Below are 19,059 nucleotides of genomic sequence, written 5' to 3' on the forward strand. Positions count from 1 at the left end.
ACAGGCCATGAAGCCGATGATCCGCCAATGGCCCGACGCCGCCCAACTCCAGGCGCGGCTGCGCTGGTCCCTGGCCCAGGTGCAACGCCTCCTCGGCTTCTGGGGCGGCTTGGCGCTGCTGCTGATCGTTGCCGCCCTGGTGATTCGCCAGGGCCTGGTCGTCCCCGGCCTGGAAGACAGCGCCCTGCGTCTGCGCGAGGCCCGGGCGGGTATCGCCGAAGGCCCGCTGGACCTGCATGCCGCCGAGCCGCAGGCGGTCCGCCGCCTGCCCGACACCGACAGCTTCGAGGCACGCCTGGAAAGCCTGTTGACGGTCTTGCAACAAAACGGTTTCGCGGTCCTGCAAACCGACTTCCAGTACTCGTCCCCGGGGGACGACCAGACCCGGCGCCTGGAGCTGGATATTCCGCTGAGCGGCGCCTATCCGACCTTGCGCAAGGCGCTCGATGAAGTGGCGCGACAACCGGCCGTGCGCATAGAAAGCCTGAGCCTGCAACGCAAGGACATCACCACCGCGCAACTGGATATCCGCCTGCGCGTCAGCCTGCTGGCGGTGCTCAAGTGAAGCTGCCGCTGTATCTGCGCGTGCTGCTCGGTGTGGTGCTGCTCGGTTGTGGCTGGCTGTTCTGGCAGGACCTGGACACGCCTGCGCCACCAGTCAACCCGGGGCCCATCCCGGCCCCCGGCCCGCCGACGCGCGTGCCGCTCGCCACGCCACCAGCGGTGCCCGACGACAGCGCGCCGCCCCAAGCCACGGCGCTGGTGGATCTGTTTCCCAGCCAGAGCTGGCTGCCACCAGCGCCACCCGCCGCGCCGGCGAAACCCGTCGCCCCGCAGGCACCGCCGATGCCCTTCACGGTGAGCGCGCAATGGCGCTACCAGGGCCAGTCGAAGATCGTCGTGCTGCAAGGCCAGGGCGTGCGCTACACCCTGTGCAAGAGCTGTTCGGTGGAAGGACATATCCGCCCGGGAGCGACACTGGGCAAGGACTATCGACTGGACAAACTGACCGACACCAGCGTGGTGCTGACGTACTTGCCCCTGCGCCAGGTGACCACGTTGCGCCTGGATACTCCCTGAGCACGGACGGCTCTAGCGAAGAGAACGATCATGTCAAAATCTATCCGGCCATGGCTGGCCCTGCTGGTGATCGGGATGACGGCCTGCCAGTCCCAAGGCCCGCTCAACGAGAGTGAGCTGCTGCGCCAGGACGGTGATATCACCCGCTCGGTGGATGTGCTGCGCGCCGCCGTGAAAGAACACCCGGACGACATCCAGTTGCGCGCCGCGCTGTTCAGCCGGACCGAACAACTGGTCGACCAGTACAGCCGCCAGTCCAGCGACGCGCTGGCGCGCAACGACGATGCCGGGGCCATCGCGGCCATGCAGCAGATCCTCAAGTACGACCCCGGCAACCTCGGCGCCAGCCAGGCCATCCGCACGATCCAGAACCTTGCCCGCCTGCGTCCCGAACTGGCGCGGGCCAATGCCCTGCGCGAGAGCAACCCGCGGGAGGCCCTGGCCCTGGTGCGCCAGATCATCGCGCAACAACCCAACTACCGTGACGCGCTGGACCTGCGCGACAGCCTGACGCGCACCCTGGTCAGCGTCGAGAGCCTCAAGCCGAAGCTGAGCGAGGCGATGAAAAAGCCGGTCAGCCTGCACTTCAGTTCCCAGAGCCTGACCACCATTTTCGAGACCATCGCCAGGCTGTCGGGGATCAACTTCGTGATCGACAAGGACGTCAACCCGAACGCGGCCGCCAGTATCTCCGCGTCCCGTACCACCGCCGAGGATGCGCTGAACCTGCTGTTGTCGACCCATCAGTTGCAGATGAAGGTGCTCAATGCCGACACCGTGCTGATCTACCCTTCGCGCCCGGACAAGGAGCGCGAGTACCGCGAGCTGGCCGTGCGGACCTTCTACCTCAGCCACGCCGATCCGAAACTGGCGGCGGCCGAGATCAAGCAGTTGCTCAAGCCCAAGGAAGTGCTGGTGGACGAACGGCTCAGCGCGGTGATCGTGCGCGACGGCCTGGAAACCCTGAGCGCCGTGGAGAAGCTGGTACAGGCCATCGACCTGGCCGACTCGGAAGTGACCATCGATATCCAGGTAATGGAAGTCAGCCTGGTGGACGAACTCAACCTGGGGATCAACTACCCCGGCTCCATCGGCCTCTCGTTGCCCGGCACCATCTCGTCCGCCACAGGCCTGGGTGGGCGCCAGCTCGAAGTCGGCAGCCTGGAAGCCAAGATCAACCTGCTGCAACGCAGCGGCAACACGGTGACGCTGGCCAATCCGCGGATCCGCGTGAAGAACCGGGAAAAGGCCGAGATCAAGATCGGCGACAAGATTCCGGTGATCACCTCGACCACCGCCAACCTCATGACCACCGCCTCGGTCTCCTACCAGGATGTCGGGCTGAGCATCGAGGTCCAGCCCAATATCAGCCTCAACGACGAAATCAATTTGCAGATGGTGATCGACATGACCCACATCACCAAGCGCAACGAAGGCACCGACAACATCCCGCCGACCTTCGAACTGGGCTCGCGCTCGACCCGCACGACGCTGACCGCGCGCAACAATGAAACCCAGGTGGTCGCCGGCCTGATCCGCACCGCCGATATCGACGAGGGCAGCGGCCTGCCGGGTCTCAGTCGTCTTCCAGGGTTGGGTCAGGCGATTTTCGGCACGAACAAGAGCGAGCAGGGCAAGAGCGAGATCATCCTGCTGATCACCCCGCGGATCGAGCGCAACCTCGACCTGCCGGCGTCCCAGGTCAGCACCTTCAGCAGCGGCACCGAGGCGCGCAGTTCGACCGAGGGCATGGTCCTGCACAACAGCCAGAACCTGAACATGCAGACCAGCGGTGGTGCCGGCGGCAACGCTATTCCACCACCCCTGGCGGTACCGCGGGCGAATGAGAACCGGCCCCCATGGAGCAACCGGTGATGGAGTCGCCGCTGCCCAAACCGGCGGAGCAACCGCCGGCGGCCGCACCGACCGCTCCGCCGCCCTAGGCTGTCTCATGCCAAAGGACAAGGCCCCGCCACGGACTGTCGCCCAGCCTGGAACCCTGTAGGAGCTGGCTTGCCGGCGATGACGATGCCAGCCGCACCGCCGCTTTCGCGGGCAAGCCCGCTCCCACAGGATGGGGGCGCACCGCGGACTGTCGTCTAACCTGGGACCTTGTAGGAGCTGGCTTGCCAGCGATGACGATGCCAGCCACACCGCCGCTTTCGCGGGCAAGCCCGCTCCCACAGGAATCAACGACCGCAGTTGTCAGCGCACGACACCTTCCTCGATCAGCAACTTGAGGATCGCCTCGGCACCCGCTTCGGCGCTGACGCCCTTGAGCACCTGGCCACCGCCGCCGCTGGCCTTGGCCGTGGCGGCTTTCATGCGGTCGGCGCCACTCTTCGCCTTGATTACCTTCAGACGCTTGGGCCGTGGCTTGGCCGGCTGCAGCAACGCACCGGCGAACAACTCATCCTCCAGCACTTCGACTTCCTCGGCGTGCAACACCCCGCGCTGGGCCGGGCCATAGGCGCTCTGGCGCGGCTTGGGCGCGGCGTTATCCACCGTGGCGAGGAACGGCAGGCGGACTTTCAACCGGCGCCGCTGGCCCCGTGGCAAGGCCTGCAGCACATGGGCCACGCCGCCTTCGATAGACTCGACTTCAGCCAGACCCACCACCAGCGGCCAACCGAGGTTTTCCGCCAGCAGGAACGGCAGCATGCCCGAACCCTCGCCGGTTTCCGCCTGGCTGCCGGTCAGCACCAACTGGGCCCCGGCATCGCGCAGGTAATCGGTCAGCGCCGGCAGCGCATCGGCGCCGGCCGGTTGCTCCAGCACCCGCAATTCGTCCAGGCCCATGCCCAGGTAGGCCCGCAGCGCCGGCTCGGCGACATCGCCGGCATGCACTACCTGCAAGTCATCCCCGGCCAGTTGCAGGCCCAGTTCCACCGCGCGGGCATCCTGCTCGGCGCGCCGGGCGCGGCCGGAGGTGGGGTGGGCGCCGATGGACACCAGGCTGATTACATTCGTACTCATGACGTCATCCCTACCTTAAGCCGCATCGCGCTTGGCGCCGTTGCGATATGCCGTCACCGCCGCGATCAGGGCGCGGAAGATCTCGCTGCTCTCGCCGATCACCGACAGGTCGGCACGCTTGATCATGTCGCAGCCCGGATCGAGGTTGATCGCCACCACCTTGTCGCAGGCACCGATGCCTTGCAGGTGCTGGATCGCCCCGGAAATCCCCACGGCCACATAGACCCGCGCCGTGACCCAGGTACCGCTGGCACCGACCTGGCGGTCGCGGGCCATGAAACCGTCGTCCACCGCCACCCGCGAAGCCCCTTCGGTGGCCCCGAGCGCCGCCGCCGTCTCGTGGAACAGCGCCCAGTCCTTGACCCCGTTGCCGCCGGAGAAAATGAACTCGGCCTCGGCCATGGGAATCGCCGCCGGGTCCACCGCCACCGCGCCCAGATCCTCGATACGGGGCAGGCTGCGGGCGATGCTTGTGGATAACTCCACCGGCAAGGCCTCGTGACGGGTTTCGCTGACCGGTTCGGCACATTCGGCGGCCGCCAGGATCAGGCGCGCCAATGGCCGCGCCAGGTCCTGCAGGCCGGCACCGGCACGGCCGATGCACTCGTCGCCCTTGACCTGCCAGACCCGCGTCGCCGGGCGTTCGCCCAGGCTGGCGGCAAACCGGCGGCCCAGTTCGCCACCGCCGCTGCGGCTATCCGGCAGCAACCAGTGGCGGGGGTTGAACTGGTTATCCACAGCCCGCAGGCCCTGGACCCGTTGTTCCGGTGAATAACCGCTGAACTCGTTGCCTTCAAGCACCAGCAGGCGGTCGACACCCGCCGCGGCAAAGGCGCTTTCCTTGTGCTCGCCGAAGACCACGGCCAATACCGCGCCGTCCTTGCCGGCGAGTTGATGGGCCAGGCCAAGCAGGTCGCGGTCGTGGCTGCTCAGGCGACCACCGACCATGTCCGGCACCACGCTGATGTAGAACGCCGGTTGCGGCACCTGATGCAGCGGCAACTGCACTTCGACAGTGGCCGAACGCTTGCTCGCGCCGCCCTGCTGGGCGCCGCTGCGGTCGATGCGCTTGATACCGTTGGGGCCGATAAAACCGATGCCGTGGACATTCTTGCGAACGATCCCGTTAGGCCCCATCCAGCTGTGTTGCACCGGCTGCATGGCCGCATGCAGCGGATGCAGACGGTTGCGGGCGATCCATTCGGCGCGGGGATCGCGGCGGATAATGTCGCTCATCAATGCACCTCCGCGGGTTCACGCTTGGGCGCCGGTTTGCTCGGCGCCGCCTCTTCTAGCAGGGCGTCGGCCACCAGTTCGGCCAGGTCCTTGATCAGGGGGCGCGGTTCGACCACGCCTTCGAGCATCGCCGTGCATTGCGGGCAACCGACCGCCACCAGTTCGGCGCCGGTTTCGCGGATATCTTCCATGCGCATATCGGGAATCCGCTGCTTGCCGGGAATGTCGGTGATCGGCGCACCGCCACCGCCGCCGCAGCAACGGGAACGGAAACCGGAACGCTGCATTTCCCTGACCTCGATCCCCAGTGCCCGCAGCACGTCACGCGGCGCTTCATACTCGCCGTTGTAGCGGCCCAGGTAGCACGGGTCGTGATAGGTCACGCTGTTGCCCTTGTGCTGCCCGAGGTTGAGGGCACCGGCAGCGATCAGTTCGGCCATGTAGGTGCTGTGGTGCTGCACCAGGTAATCGCCGCCAAAGGCACCGTATTCGTTTTTCAGCACATGGAAACTGTGGGGATCGCAGGTGACGATGCGCTTGAAGCCGTACTTGGCCAGGGTCTGGATATTGCGCCTGGCCAGCAGTTGGAAGGTGGCCTCGTCGCCCAGGCGTCGCGCCACGTCACCGCTGTCGCGCTCTTCCAGGCCAAGTACCGCGAAGTCGACCCTGGCCGCCTTCAGCACTTTGACGAAGGCGCGCAAGGTGCGCTGGTTGCGCATGTCGAAGGCGCCGTCGCCGACCCAGAACAGCACATCGGTGGTTTTCTTGTCACTGAGCAGGTTGAGGTTCAGGTCCGCCGCCCAGTTCATCCGCCCGCCGGGGGCGAAACCGCCTGGGTTGTCGGTGGCGATCAGGTTTTCCAGGACTTCGGCGCCCTTGTTCGGGGTCGCGCCTTTTTCCAGGGTCAGGTGCCGGCGCATGTCGACGATGGCATCGACGTGCTCGATCATCATCGGGCATTCCTCGACGCAGGCGCGACAGGTGGTGCAGGACCACAGGGTCTCGGCGTCCACCAGGCCGTTGACGATCGGCTGGTGCGGGTTGCCGGAATGTTCGCCGACCGCCTTGCCGGGATACGGACTGCCGGCGAAGTTCGCGTCAGTGCCGCCGGCCAGGCCGACCACCATGTCCTGGATGAGTTTTTTCGGGTTCAGCGGCTGGCCGGCGGCGAACGCCGGGCAGGCGGCTTCACATTTGCCGCACTGTACGCAGGCATCGAAGCCCAGCAGTTGGTTCCAGGTGAAGTCCTTGGGTTTCTCGACCCCCAGCGGTGCCTGCGGATCAGTCAGGTCCAGCGGCTTGAGGCCGGTGGAGCGGCCGCCGCCGAAGCGTTCGGCGCGACGGTGCCAGGCCAGGTGCAGGGCACCGGCGAAGGCGTGCTTCATCGGTCCGCCCCAGGTCATGCCGAAGAACAGTTCCGACACGCCCCACAGCACGCCGAGGCCGAGGATCACGGCCAGGACCCAACCGCCGAAGTCTTGCGGAAGAATGCCGGCCACCGGCAGGGTGACCAGGAAGAACGACGCCGAGAAGGCCAGCAGGCTTTTCGGCAGGCGCATCCACGGGCCTTTCGACAGGCGGCTCGGCGGATTGCGGCGCCGCAGATAGACAAAGATCGCGCCGACGAACATCACCGCCGACATCACCAGCAAGGCATAGCCGAGGATGCGGTCATGCAGGCCGAAGCCGTGTACCAGGATCGCCAGGACAATCGAGGCCACCGCGCCACCGGCCGTGGCGACGTGGGTATTGGCGATGTATTTGTCCCGCGCCACCACATGGTGCAGATCGACCATGTAGCGCTTGGGCATGGCGAACAGGCCACCGAGCAGATCGACTTTCGACGGTCGGCCGCGGCGCCACATGGCGACCCGCCGCAGCGCGCCGAGGACAGCCAGGCCCAGGGCGGCGAACAGCAGGATGGGAAGAAGGGTGTTCAACATGGTGCAGCTCCCAAAGACCTCGGGTCTTGCAGGTCGAGATGCCTTACTCGGTTCCTGTGGGAGCGGGCTTGCCCGCGAAAGCGGTGGGTCAGTCGACATCGATGCCGACGGACAGGTTGCATTCGCGGGCAAGCCCGCTCCCACAGGGTTATGTGCAAGCCGTTAGAAATCCTTGCACAGACGCAACGCGTCATAGATCGCCGCGTGCGTGTTGCGCTGGGCCACACAGTCGCCGATGCGGAACAGCAGGTAACCGTCACCCGGCTGGCTCAGCGAAGGCTGCGGCTTGATCGCGAACAGGGCGTCGATATCGATCTGGCCCTTGTTGCGCGAACCGTCCTTGAGCCCGTAGTAGATCTCTTCGTCCGGACGCACGCCGTTCTCCACCACCACCTGGTCCACCACCCGCTCTTCCTTGGCCCCGGTGTATTCGTTCTCCAGCACCGCCACCAGTTTGTCGCCCTCGCGATAGACCTTTTCCAGCATCATGTCGCCGGTCATGATCACTTCCTTCGGGTACATGCTGCGGTAGTAGGTCGGGAACGACGTACCGCCGATGGCCACGCCCGGCTTGATATCGTCAGTGACGATCTCGACCTGGCTGCCCTTGTCGGCGAGGAAGTCGGCCACCGACATGCCGGTGAACTCGCAGATGGTGTCGTAGACCAGCACGTTCTTGCCCGGCGCGACCTTGCCGTCGAGCACATCCCAGCTGCTGACCACCAGCCCTTCGGCGGCGCCCCAGTGTTCGTTCTGTTCGAGGAACGGATGACCGCCCACCGCCAGCACGACCACATCCGGACGCAGGTCGAGGATGGTCGCCGCATCGGCGGCGGTGCCCAGCCGCACATCGACTTTCAGGCGTGCCAGTTCCAGCTGGAACCAGCGGGTGATACCGGCGATCTGGTCCCGTTGCGGCGCTTTCGAGGCCGTGGTGATCTGCCCGCCGATGGCGTCCTTCTTCTCGAACAGGGTCACGTCGTGACCGCGTTCGGCGCTGACCCGCGCCGCTTCCATGCCGGCGGGGCCGGCACCGACGATCACCACCTTGCGCCGGGGCCCGGTGGACTTCTCGATGATATGCGGCACGCCCATGTATTCACGGGAAGTCGCGGCGTTCTGGATGCACAGGACATCGAGCCCCTGGTACTGGCGGTCGATGCAATAGTTGGCGCCGACGCACTGCTTGATCTGGTCGACCTGGCCCATCTTGATCTTGGCGATCAGGTGCGGGTCGGCGATGTGCGCGCGAGTCATGCCGACCATGTCGACATAGCCGCCTTCGAGAATGCGCGTCGCCTGGTTCGGGTCCTTGATGTTCTGTGCGTGCAGGACCGGCGCCTTGACCACTTCCTTGATCCCGGCGGCCAGGTGCAGGAACGGCTCCGGCGGGTAGCTCATGTTCGGAATCACGTTGGCCAGGGTGTTGTGGGTGTCGCAACCTGAGCCGACCACACCGATGAAGTCGAGCATGCCGGTGTCGTCGTAATACTTGGCGATCTGCTTCATGTCCTCGTGGGACAGGCCGTCCGGGTGGAATTCGTCACCACAGATGCGCATGCCGACGCAGAAATCGTCACCGACTTCCTTGCGCACGGCCTTGAGCACTTCCAGGCCGAAACGCATGCGATTCTCGAAGCTGCCGCCCCATTCGTCGGTGCGTTTGTTGACCCGCGGGCTCCAGAACTGGTCGATCATGTGCTGGTGCACCGCCGACAGTTCGACGCCGTCCAGGCCGCCGGCCTTGGCCCGCGCCGCCGCGGTGGCGTAGTTGCCGATCACCCGCCAGATTTCTTCCGGCTCGATGGTCTTGCAGGTGGCGCGGTGCACCGGTTCACGGATACCCGACGGCGACAGCAGGGTCGGCCAGTGTTCGCCGTCCCAGCGCGAACGCCGGCCCATGTGGGTAATCTGGATCATGATCTTGGCGCCATGCTTGTGCATGGCATCGGCCAGGTTCTGGAAGTGCGGAATGATCCGGTCGTCGGCCAGGTTCACCGATTTCCACCAGCCTTGCGGACTGTCGATGGCGACGCTGGAAGAACCGCCGCAGATCGCCAGGCCGATCCCGCCCTTGGCTTTCTCTTCGTAGTACTTCACATAGCGGTCGGTGGTCATCCCGCCGTCGGTGGCATACACCTCGGCGTGGGCGGTACTGAGCACGCGGTTGCGGATGGTCAGTTTGCCGATCTGGATCGGCTGGAACATTGCTTCGAAAGCCATGACGGGTTCCTCGACTTACAACGGCTTGACGGTGAACAGGCCATCGTCGTGGCCTTCTTCAGAGCCGCCGTAGACTTGTTCGGCCACGGTGCGGATCTTGCTGCCGCGAGCGGCGAGGATCTGGTCCATGGCCCCGGCGAACCAGCCCGTGAACATGTAGTCGACCTTGCGCCCGACCTTGCCGTAGACGTAGACGAACGCCGAGTGTTCGAGCTTGACGCTGGCGGTGCCCTTGTCGAGGTCGATGTCCTGGATCTTGAACAGGCCCCAGCCACGTTGCGACAGGCGCTTCATGTAGTGCTCGAACACCGCGACGCCTTCCAGGCCATGGCATTCGGCTTCTTTTTCACACCAGTGCCAGGCGGACTTGTAGCCGGCCTTGTAGAGGATTTCGGCATAGGCTTCGGCGCCCAGCACTTCCTCGATACCCATGTGGTTGTTGACGAAGAAATGCCGTGGGACATAAAGCATCGGCAATGCGTCGGAAGTCCAGACACCGGTTTCGCTGTCGACTTCGATAGGCAGTTGCGGGGCGATTTTAGCCATGGGAAACACTCCAGAATTCATTGATTGCGGCTGGCCGCTTACGCCCTGCGCGACGGGCGCGCAGGGTGAGGTGTCGGAAAGAGAAAGCGGGCGGGACTTATTCGCCCCAGACGTCCTTGAGGACGTTGACCCAGTTTTCGCCCATGATCTTGCGCACCACGCGCTCAGAGTGACCGCGCTTGAGCAGGGTCTCGGTGAGGTTCGGGAACTCGCCCACGGTGCGGATGCCCAGCGGGTTGATGATCTTGCCGAAGCTGGTCAGGCGGCGGGCGTAGCCCTTGTCGTGGGTCAGGTATTCGAAGAAGTCCTGGCCATGGCCCTGGGTGAAGTCGGTGCCGATGCCGATGGCGTCTTCACCGACGATGTTCATCACGTACTCGATGGCCTCGGCGTAGTCGTCGATGGTCGAGTCGATGCCCTTGGCGAGGAACGGCGCGAACATGGTCACGCCGACAAAGCCGCCATGGTCGGCGATGAACTTCAGCTCGGCATCGGACTTGTTGCGCGGATGCTCTTTCAGACCCGAAGGCAGGCAATGGGAGTAGGTCACCGGCTTCTTCGATTCGAGGATCACTTCCTCGCTGGTCTTGGAACCGACGTGGGACAGGTCGCACATGATGCCGACCCGGTTCATCTCGGCGACGATCTCGCGACCGAAGCCCGACAGGCCGCCGTCACGCTCGTAGCAACCGGTGCCCACCAGGTTCTGGGTGTTGTAGCACATCTGCACGATACCGACGCCGAGCTGCTTGAAGATCTCGACGTAGCCGATCTGGTCTTCGAAAGCGTGGGCGTTCTGGAAACCGAACAGGATGCCGGTCTTGCCCAGCTCCTTGGCCTTGCGGATGTCGGCGGTGGTGCGTACGGGCATGACCAGGTCGCTGTTCTCGCGGATCAGCTTCTGGCTCGAGGCGATGCTGTTGACGGTGGCCTGGAAACCTTCCCAGACCGACACGGTGCAGTTGGCGGCGGTCAGCCCGCCCTTGCGCATGTCTTCGAACAGTTCACGGTTCCACTTGGCAATGATCAGCCCGTCGATAACGATGCTGTCGGCGTGCAATTCGGCTGGGCTCATCAGGCTGTCCCCTATTGGCGATTCACGCGCCGAATCGTCTGCCGGCGCTTTGGGGCCAGCATATGCCCAGGGGGCGGCGGAGCCGGGTGCAAAAACGACAGGGGAATTGCCGAAAGCGTCAATCCGCGACAAAGGGCGTCAAGACGGTAGGCTCAAGGACTTGTCGCTGTACGACTATTCTTTGCATTCTGCTTGAGACAGAATTGCCCCACATCGCTCTCCTATCCCGTATCAGGACGCCGTAATGAAATCGATTTTCCTGGCCTTGGCCCTTGTCAGCATGGGCGTTCACGCGGCCGAAGAGTCCGACAACTCGCCTTGCGACGCGGTGCCGGACGACCAGCAGACCCTGGAATGCGCCACCTACAACAAAAACACCGCCGAGCAGTTGCTCAAGGAGAACTTCCAGGCGCTGCTGGATCGGGTCGCGTCGCAATATGCGAACAAAAAGGCCGATCTGGCGGACATCACCGGCAAACTGCAGACTGCCGAACAGTTGTGGATAAAATCCCGGGATGCCGATTGCGCCATCGCCCCGTTCCCGGCGAAGGTCGGCAGCAAGCAATACAACATCGACCTGAACGACTGCCTGGCCAGCAAGAGCGACGAACGGTCGGAGTTCCTCGAGTCGCTGTTGCAGGAATGAACCGCGGGACACCCGGAGCGCTGTCCGTGACAAAGGATCTGTATGTACTACCCACGTGAAGCCGCGCGCGATCATCTGTTCAATCGCGCCGCCCTGCTGTTTTTCCTGATCCTGCTGGCCTGCGTCTTCGCGATGATGTCGCGCGAGGATGGCCTGCGCTACGCCGCCCTGCAGACATCGGCCAAGGAAGTCACGGGCACCGTCACCCAGGTCGAAGAACTCTGGAGGGGCCCGGTGTTCCTCGGCCAGTACGTGCACTACCGCTTCGATGACCGCAACACCCGCGGCGATGGCGTTCTGTATCAGGACACCTTCACACCCAGCGGCAGCTACCATGAGGGAGAGCCGGTGCAGGTGGTCTATTCCGAGTGGTTCCCCAGCTATCACAACCTGGCCACGCAGCGGCGCTTCGGCCGACCCGGTTTCTATATCTTCAGCGCCAGTGTCGCCACGGTGGTGCTGGGTTTCGGCCTGCTGTTCTGGACTACCCACCTGATCTTCCGGCATCGGCAGGAAGACCGTTATTACTGAGTCGAACCTCCTGACACCAGAAGCTTGACAAGGCCCAGGGGGAAACTTAACTAAGCAACAAACCGCTCCCGTCCTGAACCGGCTGTACAGACGAGTCCCCCACGATAATCAGGAGATTTTCGTATGCACTCACTTGCAGCCATTCCGTTCTATGCCTTCGCCATCTTTGTCGCCATCGTGCTGTTCATCGACATTGGCCGGCGCATCGGTGCCCGCCATCTGGCCGCCGACCCCGAGGGTGCGCGGATCGGGATTGGCGCCATCGAAGGCGCGGTGTTCGGCCTGCTGGCGCTGTTGATTGCCTTCACCTTCTCTGGCGCAGCCACCCGCATGGATGCCCGGCGCACCCTGATCGTCGCGGAAACCAACGCCATGGGCACCGCCTGGCTGCGCCTGGACCTGCTGCCGGCCGCGCACCAGCCGGCATTGCGCCAGGACTTTCGCGATTATGTGGATGCCCGCATCGCCTATTATCGCGACCTGACCGACGTCGAGCTCGCGACCCGGGAAAACGCCCGGGCCAGTGCCTTGCAACTGGCTATCTGGAAAAAGGCCGTGGCCTCGTTGCAGGACATGCCGACCCCCACCCTGGGCGTCAGCGCGCTGCAGGCGCTCAACGAGATGATCGACATCACCACCACCCGCAGCGTGGCCCTGGAAACCCACCCGCCGCTGATCATCTACCTGATGCTGATCACCCTGACCCAGATCAGCGCCCTGCTGATCGGCTACGGCATGGCCGGCACCGTCACCCGCCACTGGCTGCACAGCCTCGGCTACGCCCTGGTGATGGTCTGCGTGCTCTACGTGATCCTCGACTTCGAGTTCCCACGACTGGGCATCATCCGCGTCGACTACTTCGACAAGATCATGCTGGACTTGCGCAAAACGATGGATTAGGGACCTCGCCAGTCCGGCAACATCAGGCAAACCTTGCCGCATTGTCGACACGGAAAATATAAGCAAATATTAGCAATTCTTATAAAAGACTTATATTATCCCATGAACACAATTTTCTGGACCCCACCTGTTCGACTGGGAAGGCATCCTTAAAGTGGTCAGTATCCAAGAGGTAAAAAAGCGCGATGAACGCACCTACTGACATCCAGATCATCAATGACGCCAACGGGCAGCCGGCTTTCGTCGTGATCCCCTACGCGCAATATGTCGCCCAACAAAGGGAGCCCGAGCTGATCCCCCATGAGGTTGTCAGTCGCATGGTCGACGGGGCAACCCCCATTCGCGCCTGGCGCGAGTATCTGGATCTGACGCAAGATGAAGTAGCCAGGCGCCTGGGCATCTCGCAACCGGCCTATGCCCAGCAGGAATCCGTAGCCAGGCCGCGCAAGGCGACCCGCGAAAAAATCGCGGCGGCATTCGGCATCAAGGCAGACCAACTGGAGCTCTGATCTCCATTCCCAGCGACTCCCAAAGGACTCAAATGACTATCTGCGGCATCGAAATAAAAGGCAGCGAAGCCATCTTCGCCCTCGCCACCCTGCAGGACGGCAGCCCTGAACATGTTGCCGTCGCCACCAGGAAGATCGCCCTGGACGACGATGACGAAGCCGCCAACGTGAAAGCCTTCGCCGGCCAGATCAAGGCCTTTGTCCAGGCCCATGGCATCCAGCGCATCGCCATCAAGAAACGCGGCAAGAAGGGCGAGTTCGCCGGCGGGCCGACCACCTTCAAGATCGAGGGCATCCTGCAGTTGCTGGACAACTGCGAGGTGACGCTGCTGTCACCCCAGACCCTCAACGCGCAGCACAAGAAGTTCGCCTTCGCCCTGCCCGCGACGCTGAACAAATATCAGCATGAAGCCTACAAGGCAGCCTGTGCCGCGCTGCTGAAAAAGTAACCCTTTTCCAGAACATCACAAACCTTGCAGGAGCTGGCTTGCCAGCGATGGCATCCGAAAGGTTGATGTACGACTTTACGGCCCCATCGCCGGCAAGCCGGCTCCTACAGGGAGCCCCCCTACACCTTGATCCCGCGCCGGTCTTCCCGTGGACACTGGGCGAACCGGGCCCGGTAGCTGCGGGTGAAGTACGACGGCGACTCGAAGCCGCTGGCGATACTCACTTCCAGTACGCTCATGTCGGTCTGGCGCAGCAACTGGCGGGCCTTCTCCAGGCGCAGGCCCAGATAGAAGTTGCTCGGGGTGTCCTTGAGATAGAGGCGGAACAGGCGCTCCAGCTGGCGCCGCGTGACCTTGATCGATTCCGCCAGCTCCAGCGTGCTCAGCGGCGGCTCCATGTGCTGCTCCATCTCGCCGACCACCTGCACCAGCTTCTTGTTGCTGATGCCGTAGCGCGTGGCGATCTGCATGCGCTGGTGGTCCTTGCGCGGGCGGATCCGCCCGAGCACGAACTGTTCCGACACCTGGATCGCCAGCTCCGGCCCGTGGGCCTGGCCGATCAGGTCGAGCATCATGTCGATGGATGCCGTGCCGCCCGCGCAGGTGATGCGTCGGCGGTCGATCTCGAACAGTTCCTGGGTCACCTCCAGTTGCGGATAGGATTCCTTGAAGGCCTCCAGCGCTTCCCAGTGCAGGGTCACGCGATGGCCTTCGAGCAGGCCGGCCTCGGCCAGCACCACGCTGCCGGTGTCGATCCCACCGAGGGTGACGCCATCGTGATCGAGACGGCGCAACCAGTGCTCCAGGGCCGGGGTCACGAACTTCAGCGGTTCGAAGCCGGCCACCACCAGCAAGGTCGCGCCCTTCTTCAGCGGCTCCAGCGCCGCATCGGCGTTGACCGACATGCCGTTGCTAGCCAGCACCGCGCCGCCGTCGGCACTGAGCACATGCCAGCGGTACAGCTCGCCACGAAAGCGATTGGCCACGCGCAGCGGCTCGATCGCCGAGATAAAGCCCATCGCCGAAAAACCCGGCATCAGCAAGAAGTAGAAATCCTGGGACATGGAGCGCACTCGCAAGACGGGTAGCGTTGCCGATGTGATACGCCAGTTCGACGACGACGACAAGAGCACAGGTCGCTGCTGTGCAAGAGTCAGTCGCCGCTGTGCGTTTTCAGTGGGCCAGAGCTGCGTAACTTGAGCATCACCGGTGCATCAGACACCGGAACCGACAATAAACGACCTGCCGAGGAAACCATCATGAAACGACTGATCAGCCGCTGTGCAATCGCACTCACCGGTACCGCGCTCTTGAGCACTGGCGTCATGGCCGCGGACCAGGCGTCCTGTCAGAACGTCCGCCTCGGTGTAGTCAACTGGACCGACGTGATCGCCACCAGCGCCATGACCCAGGTGCTGCTCGACGGCCTGGGCTACCAGGTCAAGCAGACCAGCGCGTCCCAGCAGATCATCTTCGCCGGTATCCGCGACCAGCGCCTGGACATGTTCCTGGGCTACTGGAACCCGCTGATGACCCAGACCATCACACCGTTCGTCGACGCCAAGCAGGTCAAGGTCCTCGCCGAGCCGAGCCTCAAGGACGCCCGCGCGACCCTGGCCGTACCGACCTACCTGGCCGACAAGGGCCTGAAGACCTTCGCCGATATCGCCAAGTTCGAGAAGGAACTGGGCGGCAAGATCTACGGCATCGAGCCCGGCTCCGGCGCCAACACCCAGATCAAGGAAATGATTGCCAAGAACCAGTTCGGCCTGGGCAAGTTCCAGCTGGTGGAGTCCAGTGAAGCGGCCATGCTCTCGGCGGTGGATCGCGCCGTGCGTCGCAAGGAAGCCGTGGTGTTCTTCGGCTGGGCGCCGCACCCGATGAACGTCAACGTGCAGATGACCTATCTCACCGGCAGCGAAAACGCCCTGGGCCCGAACGAAGGCATGGCCACCGTCTGGACCGTCACCGCACCGACCTACGCCGCGCAGTGCCCGAACGTGAACAAGCTGTTGACCAACCTGACGTTCACCGCCGAAGACGAGAGCCGGATGATGCAACCGCTGCTCGATCACAAGGACGCGCTGGAGTCGGCCAGGCAGTGGCTCAAGGATCACCCGCAAGACAAGGCCCGCTGGCTGGAAGGGGTGACCACCTTCGACGGCAAGCCGGCCGCCGACAACCTGCAACTGACCAGCAAGTAAACCACCGAAAATCGCACCCGCAGCCCACGACGGCTGCGGTGTGAACCACCACGCCTGTAAGGAACCCGCACCATGAACCACGACGTCATCATCACCTGCGCACTCACCGGTGCTGGCGACACGACCGGCAGAAGCCCTCACGTTCCGGTCACGCCCAAACAGATCGCCGCGGCTGCCGTTGAGGCGGCCAAGGCCGGTGCCACCGTGGTGCATTGCCATGTGCGCAATCCCGAAACCGGCAAGTTCAGCCGCGACGTGGCGCTCTACCGCGAAGTGATGGAGCGCATCCGCGAGGCGGACGTCGACATCATCGTCAACCTCACCGCCGGCATGGGCGGCGACCTGGAAATCGGCGCCGGCGAAAACCCGATGGAGTTCGGTCCGAACACCGACCTGGTCGGCCCGCTGACCCGCCTGGCCCACGTCGAGGCGCTGCTGCCGGAAATCTGCACCCTGGACTGCGGCACCCTGAATTTCGGCGACGGCGACACCATCTACGTCTCCACTCCGGCGCAGTTGCGTGCCGGCGCCAAACGCATTCAAGAGCTGGGCGTGAAGGCCGAGCTGGAAATCTTCGACACCGGTCACCTGTGGTTCGCCAAGCAGATGATGAAGGAAGGCCTGCTGGACGACCCTCTGTTCCAACTGTGCCTGGGCATCCCGTGGGGCGCACCGGCCGACACCACCACCATGAAGGCCATGGTCGACAACCTGCCGGCGGGCGCGGTATGGGCCGGTTTCGGTATCGGTCGCATGCAGATGCCGATGGCCGCGCAAGCGGTGCTGCTGGGCGGCAACGTGCGGGTCGGCCTGGAAGACAACCTGTGGCTGGACAAGGGCGTCCTGGCGACCAACGGCCAACTGGTCGAGCGCGCCACGGAGATCCTCAGCCGCATGGGTAGCCGCGTCCTGACCCCGGCCGAAGGTCGGGCGAAGATGGGCCTGACCAAGCGCGGTTGATCCCCATACCTCCTCCCCCCGCTGTGGGAGCCGGCTTGCCGGCGATGAACGATAACGCGGTCCGCCTGCTGGACCGTGGTGCCTGGATCGCCAGCAAGCCGGCTCCTACAAGGGAATCGAAAACTCTTTCAGGACTGCACTCATGAGCTTTATCACCGAAATCAAAACCTTCGCCGCCCTGGGCAGCGGTGTCATCGGCAGCGGCTGGGTCTCCCGCGCCCTCGCCCATGGCCTCGACGTGATCGCCTGGGACCCGGCGCCCGGCGCCGAGGCGGCCCTGCGCAAGCGCGTCGCCAACGCCTGGGGTGCCCTGGAGAAACAGGGCCTGGCCCCTGGCGCCTCGCAAGACCGCCTGCGCTTTGTCGCCACCATCGAAGAATGCGTGAAAGACGCCGACTTCATCCAGGAAAGCGCCCCGGAACGCCTTGAGCTGAAACTCGAACTGCACGGCAAGATCAGCGCCGCGGCCAAGCCCAATGCCCTGATCGGCTCCAGCACCTCGGGCCTGTTGCCCAGCGAATTCTACGAAGGCGCCACCCACCCGGAGCGCTGCGTGGTCGGCCATCCGTTCAACCCGGTGTACCTGCTGCCGCTGGTGGAAGTGGTCGGCGGCAAGAACACCGCCCCTGAAGCCGTGCAGGCGGCGATGAAAGTCTATGAATCCCTCGGCATGCGCCCACTGCATGTGCGCAAGGAAGTCCCGGGCTTTATCGCCGACCGCCTGCTCGAAGCGCTGTGGCGCGAGGCGCTGCATCTGGTCAACGACGGCGTCGCCACCACCGGCGAAATCGACGATGCGATCCGCTTCGGCGCCGGCCTGCGCTGGTCGTTCATGGGCACCTTCCTGACCTACACCCTGGCCGGTGGCGATGCTGGCATGCGCCACTTCATGGCGCAGTTCGGCCCGGCGCTGCAACTGCCGTGGACCTACCTGCCGGCGCCGGAGCTGACCGACAAACTGATCGACGACGTGGTCGACGGCACCAGCGACCAGTTGGGCAAGCACAGCATTTCGGCCCTGGAACGCTATCGCGACGACTGCCTGCTGGCGGTGCTGGAAGCGGTGAAGACCACCAAGGCCAAGCATGGCATGAGTTTCAGCGAGTAAAGGGGCGGCCCTTTCAAGGGCAAGCCATGTCCATCAATCCGGCCTGAAGTACAAACCTTGTAGGAGCCGGCTTGCTGGCGATGGGGCCGGCGAGCCTTGCATCGCCAGATCGGCCGCTATCGCCAGCAAGCCGGCTCCTGCAGGAAACGCCCCATTGCCACTGGAACACCGCCATGCCCACCCTCACCACCTACACCACCGAAGTCATCCCCGACTGGGTCGACTACAACGGCCACCTGCGCGACGCCTTCTATCTGCTGATCTTCAGCTATGCCACCGACGCCCTGATGGAGCGCCTGGGCATGGACAGCAACAATCGCGAAGCCACCGGCAGCTCGCTGTTCACCCTCGAACTGCACCTCAACTACCTGCACGAAGTGAAGCTCGGCGCCCAGGTCGAAGTACACACCCGGATCATCGGCTACGACGCCAAGCGCCTGCACCTCTACCACAGCCTGCACCTGGTGGGCGGTGACAAGGAACTGGCCGGCAACGAACAGATGCTGCTGCACGTCGACCTCGCCGGCCCGCGTTCGGCCCCATTCAGCGCAGCCGTGCTGGAAAAGCTGCAAGCCATTGCCGAGGATCAGGCCGACCTGCCGGCCCCCGAGTACATCGGCCGCGTGATTGGACTGCCCGCGAAAAAATAACAATCCCTCGAAAAGGAGCTCAC

19 protein-coding genes and 1 pseudogene are annotated in these 19,059 nt (G+C 64.1%); 13 read left to right on the forward strand and 7 right to left on the reverse strand.

Features of this window, described 5'->3' with window-relative positions; translation table 11 throughout:
• Nucleotides 1–7 precede the first annotated feature (7 nt).
• Genes KI243_RS30195 through KI243_RS30205 form a run of 3 tightly spaced genes read left to right on the forward strand, consistent with a single transcriptional unit; the run spans nucleotide 8 to nucleotide 2,955 of the window.
• Nucleotides 8–565 (forward strand): GspMb/PilO family protein, encoded by a 558-nt coding sequence (locus KI243_RS30195; RefSeq protein WP_212810226.1) that lies wholly within the window; start codon nucleotides 8–10, stop codon nucleotides 563–565.
• Complete coding sequence (locus KI243_RS30200) at nucleotides 562–1,080, forward strand: hypothetical protein (protein ID WP_212810227.1); 519 nt, start codon at nucleotides 562–564, stop codon at nucleotides 1,078–1,080. Before KI243_RS30195 ends, KI243_RS30200 begins: the two co-directional genes overlap by 4 nt.
• Nucleotides 1,081–1,110: 30 nt before the next feature.
• Nucleotides 1,111–2,955 carry a secretin and TonB N-terminal domain-containing protein gene (locus KI243_RS30205; protein WP_244861792.1) on the forward strand — a complete coding sequence of 615 codons (1,845 nt, stop codon included), beginning with the start codon at nucleotides 1,111–1,113 and terminating at the stop codon, nucleotides 2,953–2,955.
• Nucleotides 2,956–3,285: 330 nt separating this feature from the next.
• Here the strand turns inward: KI243_RS30205 and KI243_RS30210 are convergent, their stop codons facing one another.
• From KI243_RS30210 to KI243_RS30235, 6 genes are all read right to left on the reverse strand, one after another.
• The gene (locus KI243_RS30210; protein ID WP_177130726.1) at nucleotides 3,286–4,056 is read right to left on the reverse strand and encodes an electron transfer flavoprotein subunit beta; all 771 of its coding nucleotides are present in this window, start codon (nucleotides 4,054–4,056) and stop codon (nucleotides 3,286–3,288) included.
• A 15-nt stretch (nucleotides 4,057–4,071) separates the two neighbouring features.
• Nucleotides 4,072–5,292, reverse strand: coding sequence for an electron transfer flavoprotein subunit alpha/FixB family protein (locus tag KI243_RS30215; RefSeq protein WP_103032704.1), 1,221 nt, complete (start codon nucleotides 5,290–5,292; stop codon nucleotides 4,072–4,074).
• Entirely contained in the window at nucleotides 5,292–7,235 is a 1,944-nt protein-coding gene (gene dgcB / locus KI243_RS30220) for a dimethylglycine demethylation protein DgcB (RefSeq protein WP_017128351.1), read from the reverse strand. Before dgcB ends, KI243_RS30215 begins: the two co-directional genes overlap by 1 nt.
• 162 nt (nucleotides 7,236–7,397) lie before the next feature.
• A complete protein-coding gene (gene dgcA / locus KI243_RS30225; protein ID WP_017128350.1) occupies nucleotides 7,398–9,458 on the reverse strand; it encodes a dimethylglycine demethylation protein DgcA in 2,061 nt (686 codons plus the stop codon).
• 15 nt (nucleotides 9,459–9,473) lie between these two features.
• The gene (locus KI243_RS30230; RefSeq protein WP_003228980.1) at nucleotides 9,474–10,004 is read right to left on the reverse strand and encodes a DUF5943 domain-containing protein; all 531 of its coding nucleotides are present in this window, start codon (nucleotides 10,002–10,004) and stop codon (nucleotides 9,474–9,476) included.
• A gap of 97 nt (nucleotides 10,005–10,101) precedes the next feature.
• Nucleotides 10,102–11,079, reverse strand: coding sequence for a dipeptidase (locus tag KI243_RS30235; RefSeq protein ID WP_017128348.1), 978 nt, complete (start codon nucleotides 11,077–11,079; stop codon nucleotides 10,102–10,104).
• 244 nt (nucleotides 11,080–11,323) lie between these two features.
• Here KI243_RS30235 and KI243_RS30240 point away from each other — a divergent pair, with 244 nt between their 5' ends.
• The 6 genes and pseudogenes from KI243_RS30240 (at nucleotide 11,324) to KI243_RS30265 (ending at nucleotide 14,114) form a co-directional block, all read left to right on the forward strand.
• Entirely contained in the window at nucleotides 11,324–11,725 is a 402-nt protein-coding gene (locus KI243_RS30240) for a lysozyme inhibitor LprI family protein (RefSeq protein WP_017128347.1), read from the forward strand.
• Nucleotides 11,726–11,767: 42 nt separating this feature from the next.
• Nucleotides 11,768–12,256: a DUF3592 domain-containing protein gene (locus KI243_RS30245; RefSeq protein WP_177130717.1), complete on the forward strand. Its 489-nt coding sequence runs from the start codon at nucleotides 11,768–11,770 to the stop codon at nucleotides 12,254–12,256.
• Between the two features lie 123 nt (nucleotides 12,257–12,379).
• Entirely contained in the window at nucleotides 12,380–13,156 is a 777-nt protein-coding gene (locus KI243_RS30250; protein ID WP_177107387.1) for a DUF4239 domain-containing protein, read from the forward strand.
• Nucleotides 13,157–13,283: 127 nt separating this feature from the next.
• Nucleotides 13,284–13,358: pseudogene (locus KI243_RS30255) on the forward strand (type II toxin-antitoxin system RelE/ParE family toxin); the annotation flags it as partial.
• The gene (locus KI243_RS30260; RefSeq protein WP_178989557.1) at nucleotides 13,342–13,665 is read left to right on the forward strand and encodes a helix-turn-helix transcriptional regulator; all 324 of its coding nucleotides are present in this window, start codon (nucleotides 13,342–13,344) and stop codon (nucleotides 13,663–13,665) included. The pseudogene KI243_RS30255 and the gene KI243_RS30260, both read left to right, overlap by 17 nt.
• Nucleotides 13,666–13,697: 32 nt before the next feature.
• A complete protein-coding gene (locus tag KI243_RS30265) occupies nucleotides 13,698–14,114 on the forward strand; it encodes a DUF3010 family protein (protein ID WP_017128344.1) in 417 nt (138 codons plus the stop codon).
• Between the two features lie 119 nt (nucleotides 14,115–14,233).
• Here KI243_RS30265 and KI243_RS30270 read toward each other — a convergent pair whose 3' ends face one another.
• Nucleotides 14,234–15,178: a GlxA family transcriptional regulator gene (locus KI243_RS30270; RefSeq protein ID WP_017128343.1), complete on the reverse strand. Its 945-nt coding sequence runs from the start codon at nucleotides 15,176–15,178 to the stop codon at nucleotides 14,234–14,236.
• A gap of 195 nt (nucleotides 15,179–15,373) precedes the next feature.
• Here KI243_RS30270 and choX point away from each other — a divergent pair, with 195 nt between their 5' ends.
• From choX to KI243_RS30290, 4 genes are all read left to right on the forward strand, one after another.
• On the forward strand, nucleotides 15,374–16,318 hold the full coding sequence (choX, locus tag KI243_RS30275; protein WP_017128342.1) for a choline ABC transporter substrate-binding protein: 945 nt from the start codon (nucleotides 15,374–15,376) through the stop codon (nucleotides 16,316–16,318).
• Nucleotides 16,319–16,390: 72 nt separating this feature from the next.
• Nucleotides 16,391–17,278 carry a 3-keto-5-aminohexanoate cleavage protein gene (locus KI243_RS30280; protein WP_017128341.1) on the forward strand — a complete coding sequence of 296 codons (888 nt, stop codon included), beginning with the start codon at nucleotides 16,391–16,393 and terminating at the stop codon, nucleotides 17,276–17,278.
• 142 nt (nucleotides 17,279–17,420) lie between these two features.
• Complete coding sequence (locus KI243_RS30285; RefSeq protein ID WP_121135222.1) at nucleotides 17,421–18,386, forward strand: L-carnitine dehydrogenase; 966 nt, start codon at nucleotides 17,421–17,423, stop codon at nucleotides 18,384–18,386.
• 173 nt (nucleotides 18,387–18,559) lie between these two features.
• Complete coding sequence (locus KI243_RS30290) at nucleotides 18,560–19,036, forward strand: thioesterase family protein (RefSeq protein WP_017128339.1); 477 nt, start codon at nucleotides 18,560–18,562, stop codon at nucleotides 19,034–19,036.
• Nucleotides 19,037–19,059: the final 23 nt, after the last annotated feature.

Origin of the sequence: Pseudomonas sp. Ost2, from assembly GCF_018326065.1 — a bacterium.
Classification (GTDB): domain Bacteria; phylum Pseudomonadota; class Gammaproteobacteria; order Pseudomonadales; family Pseudomonadaceae; genus Aquipseudomonas; species Aquipseudomonas gingeri.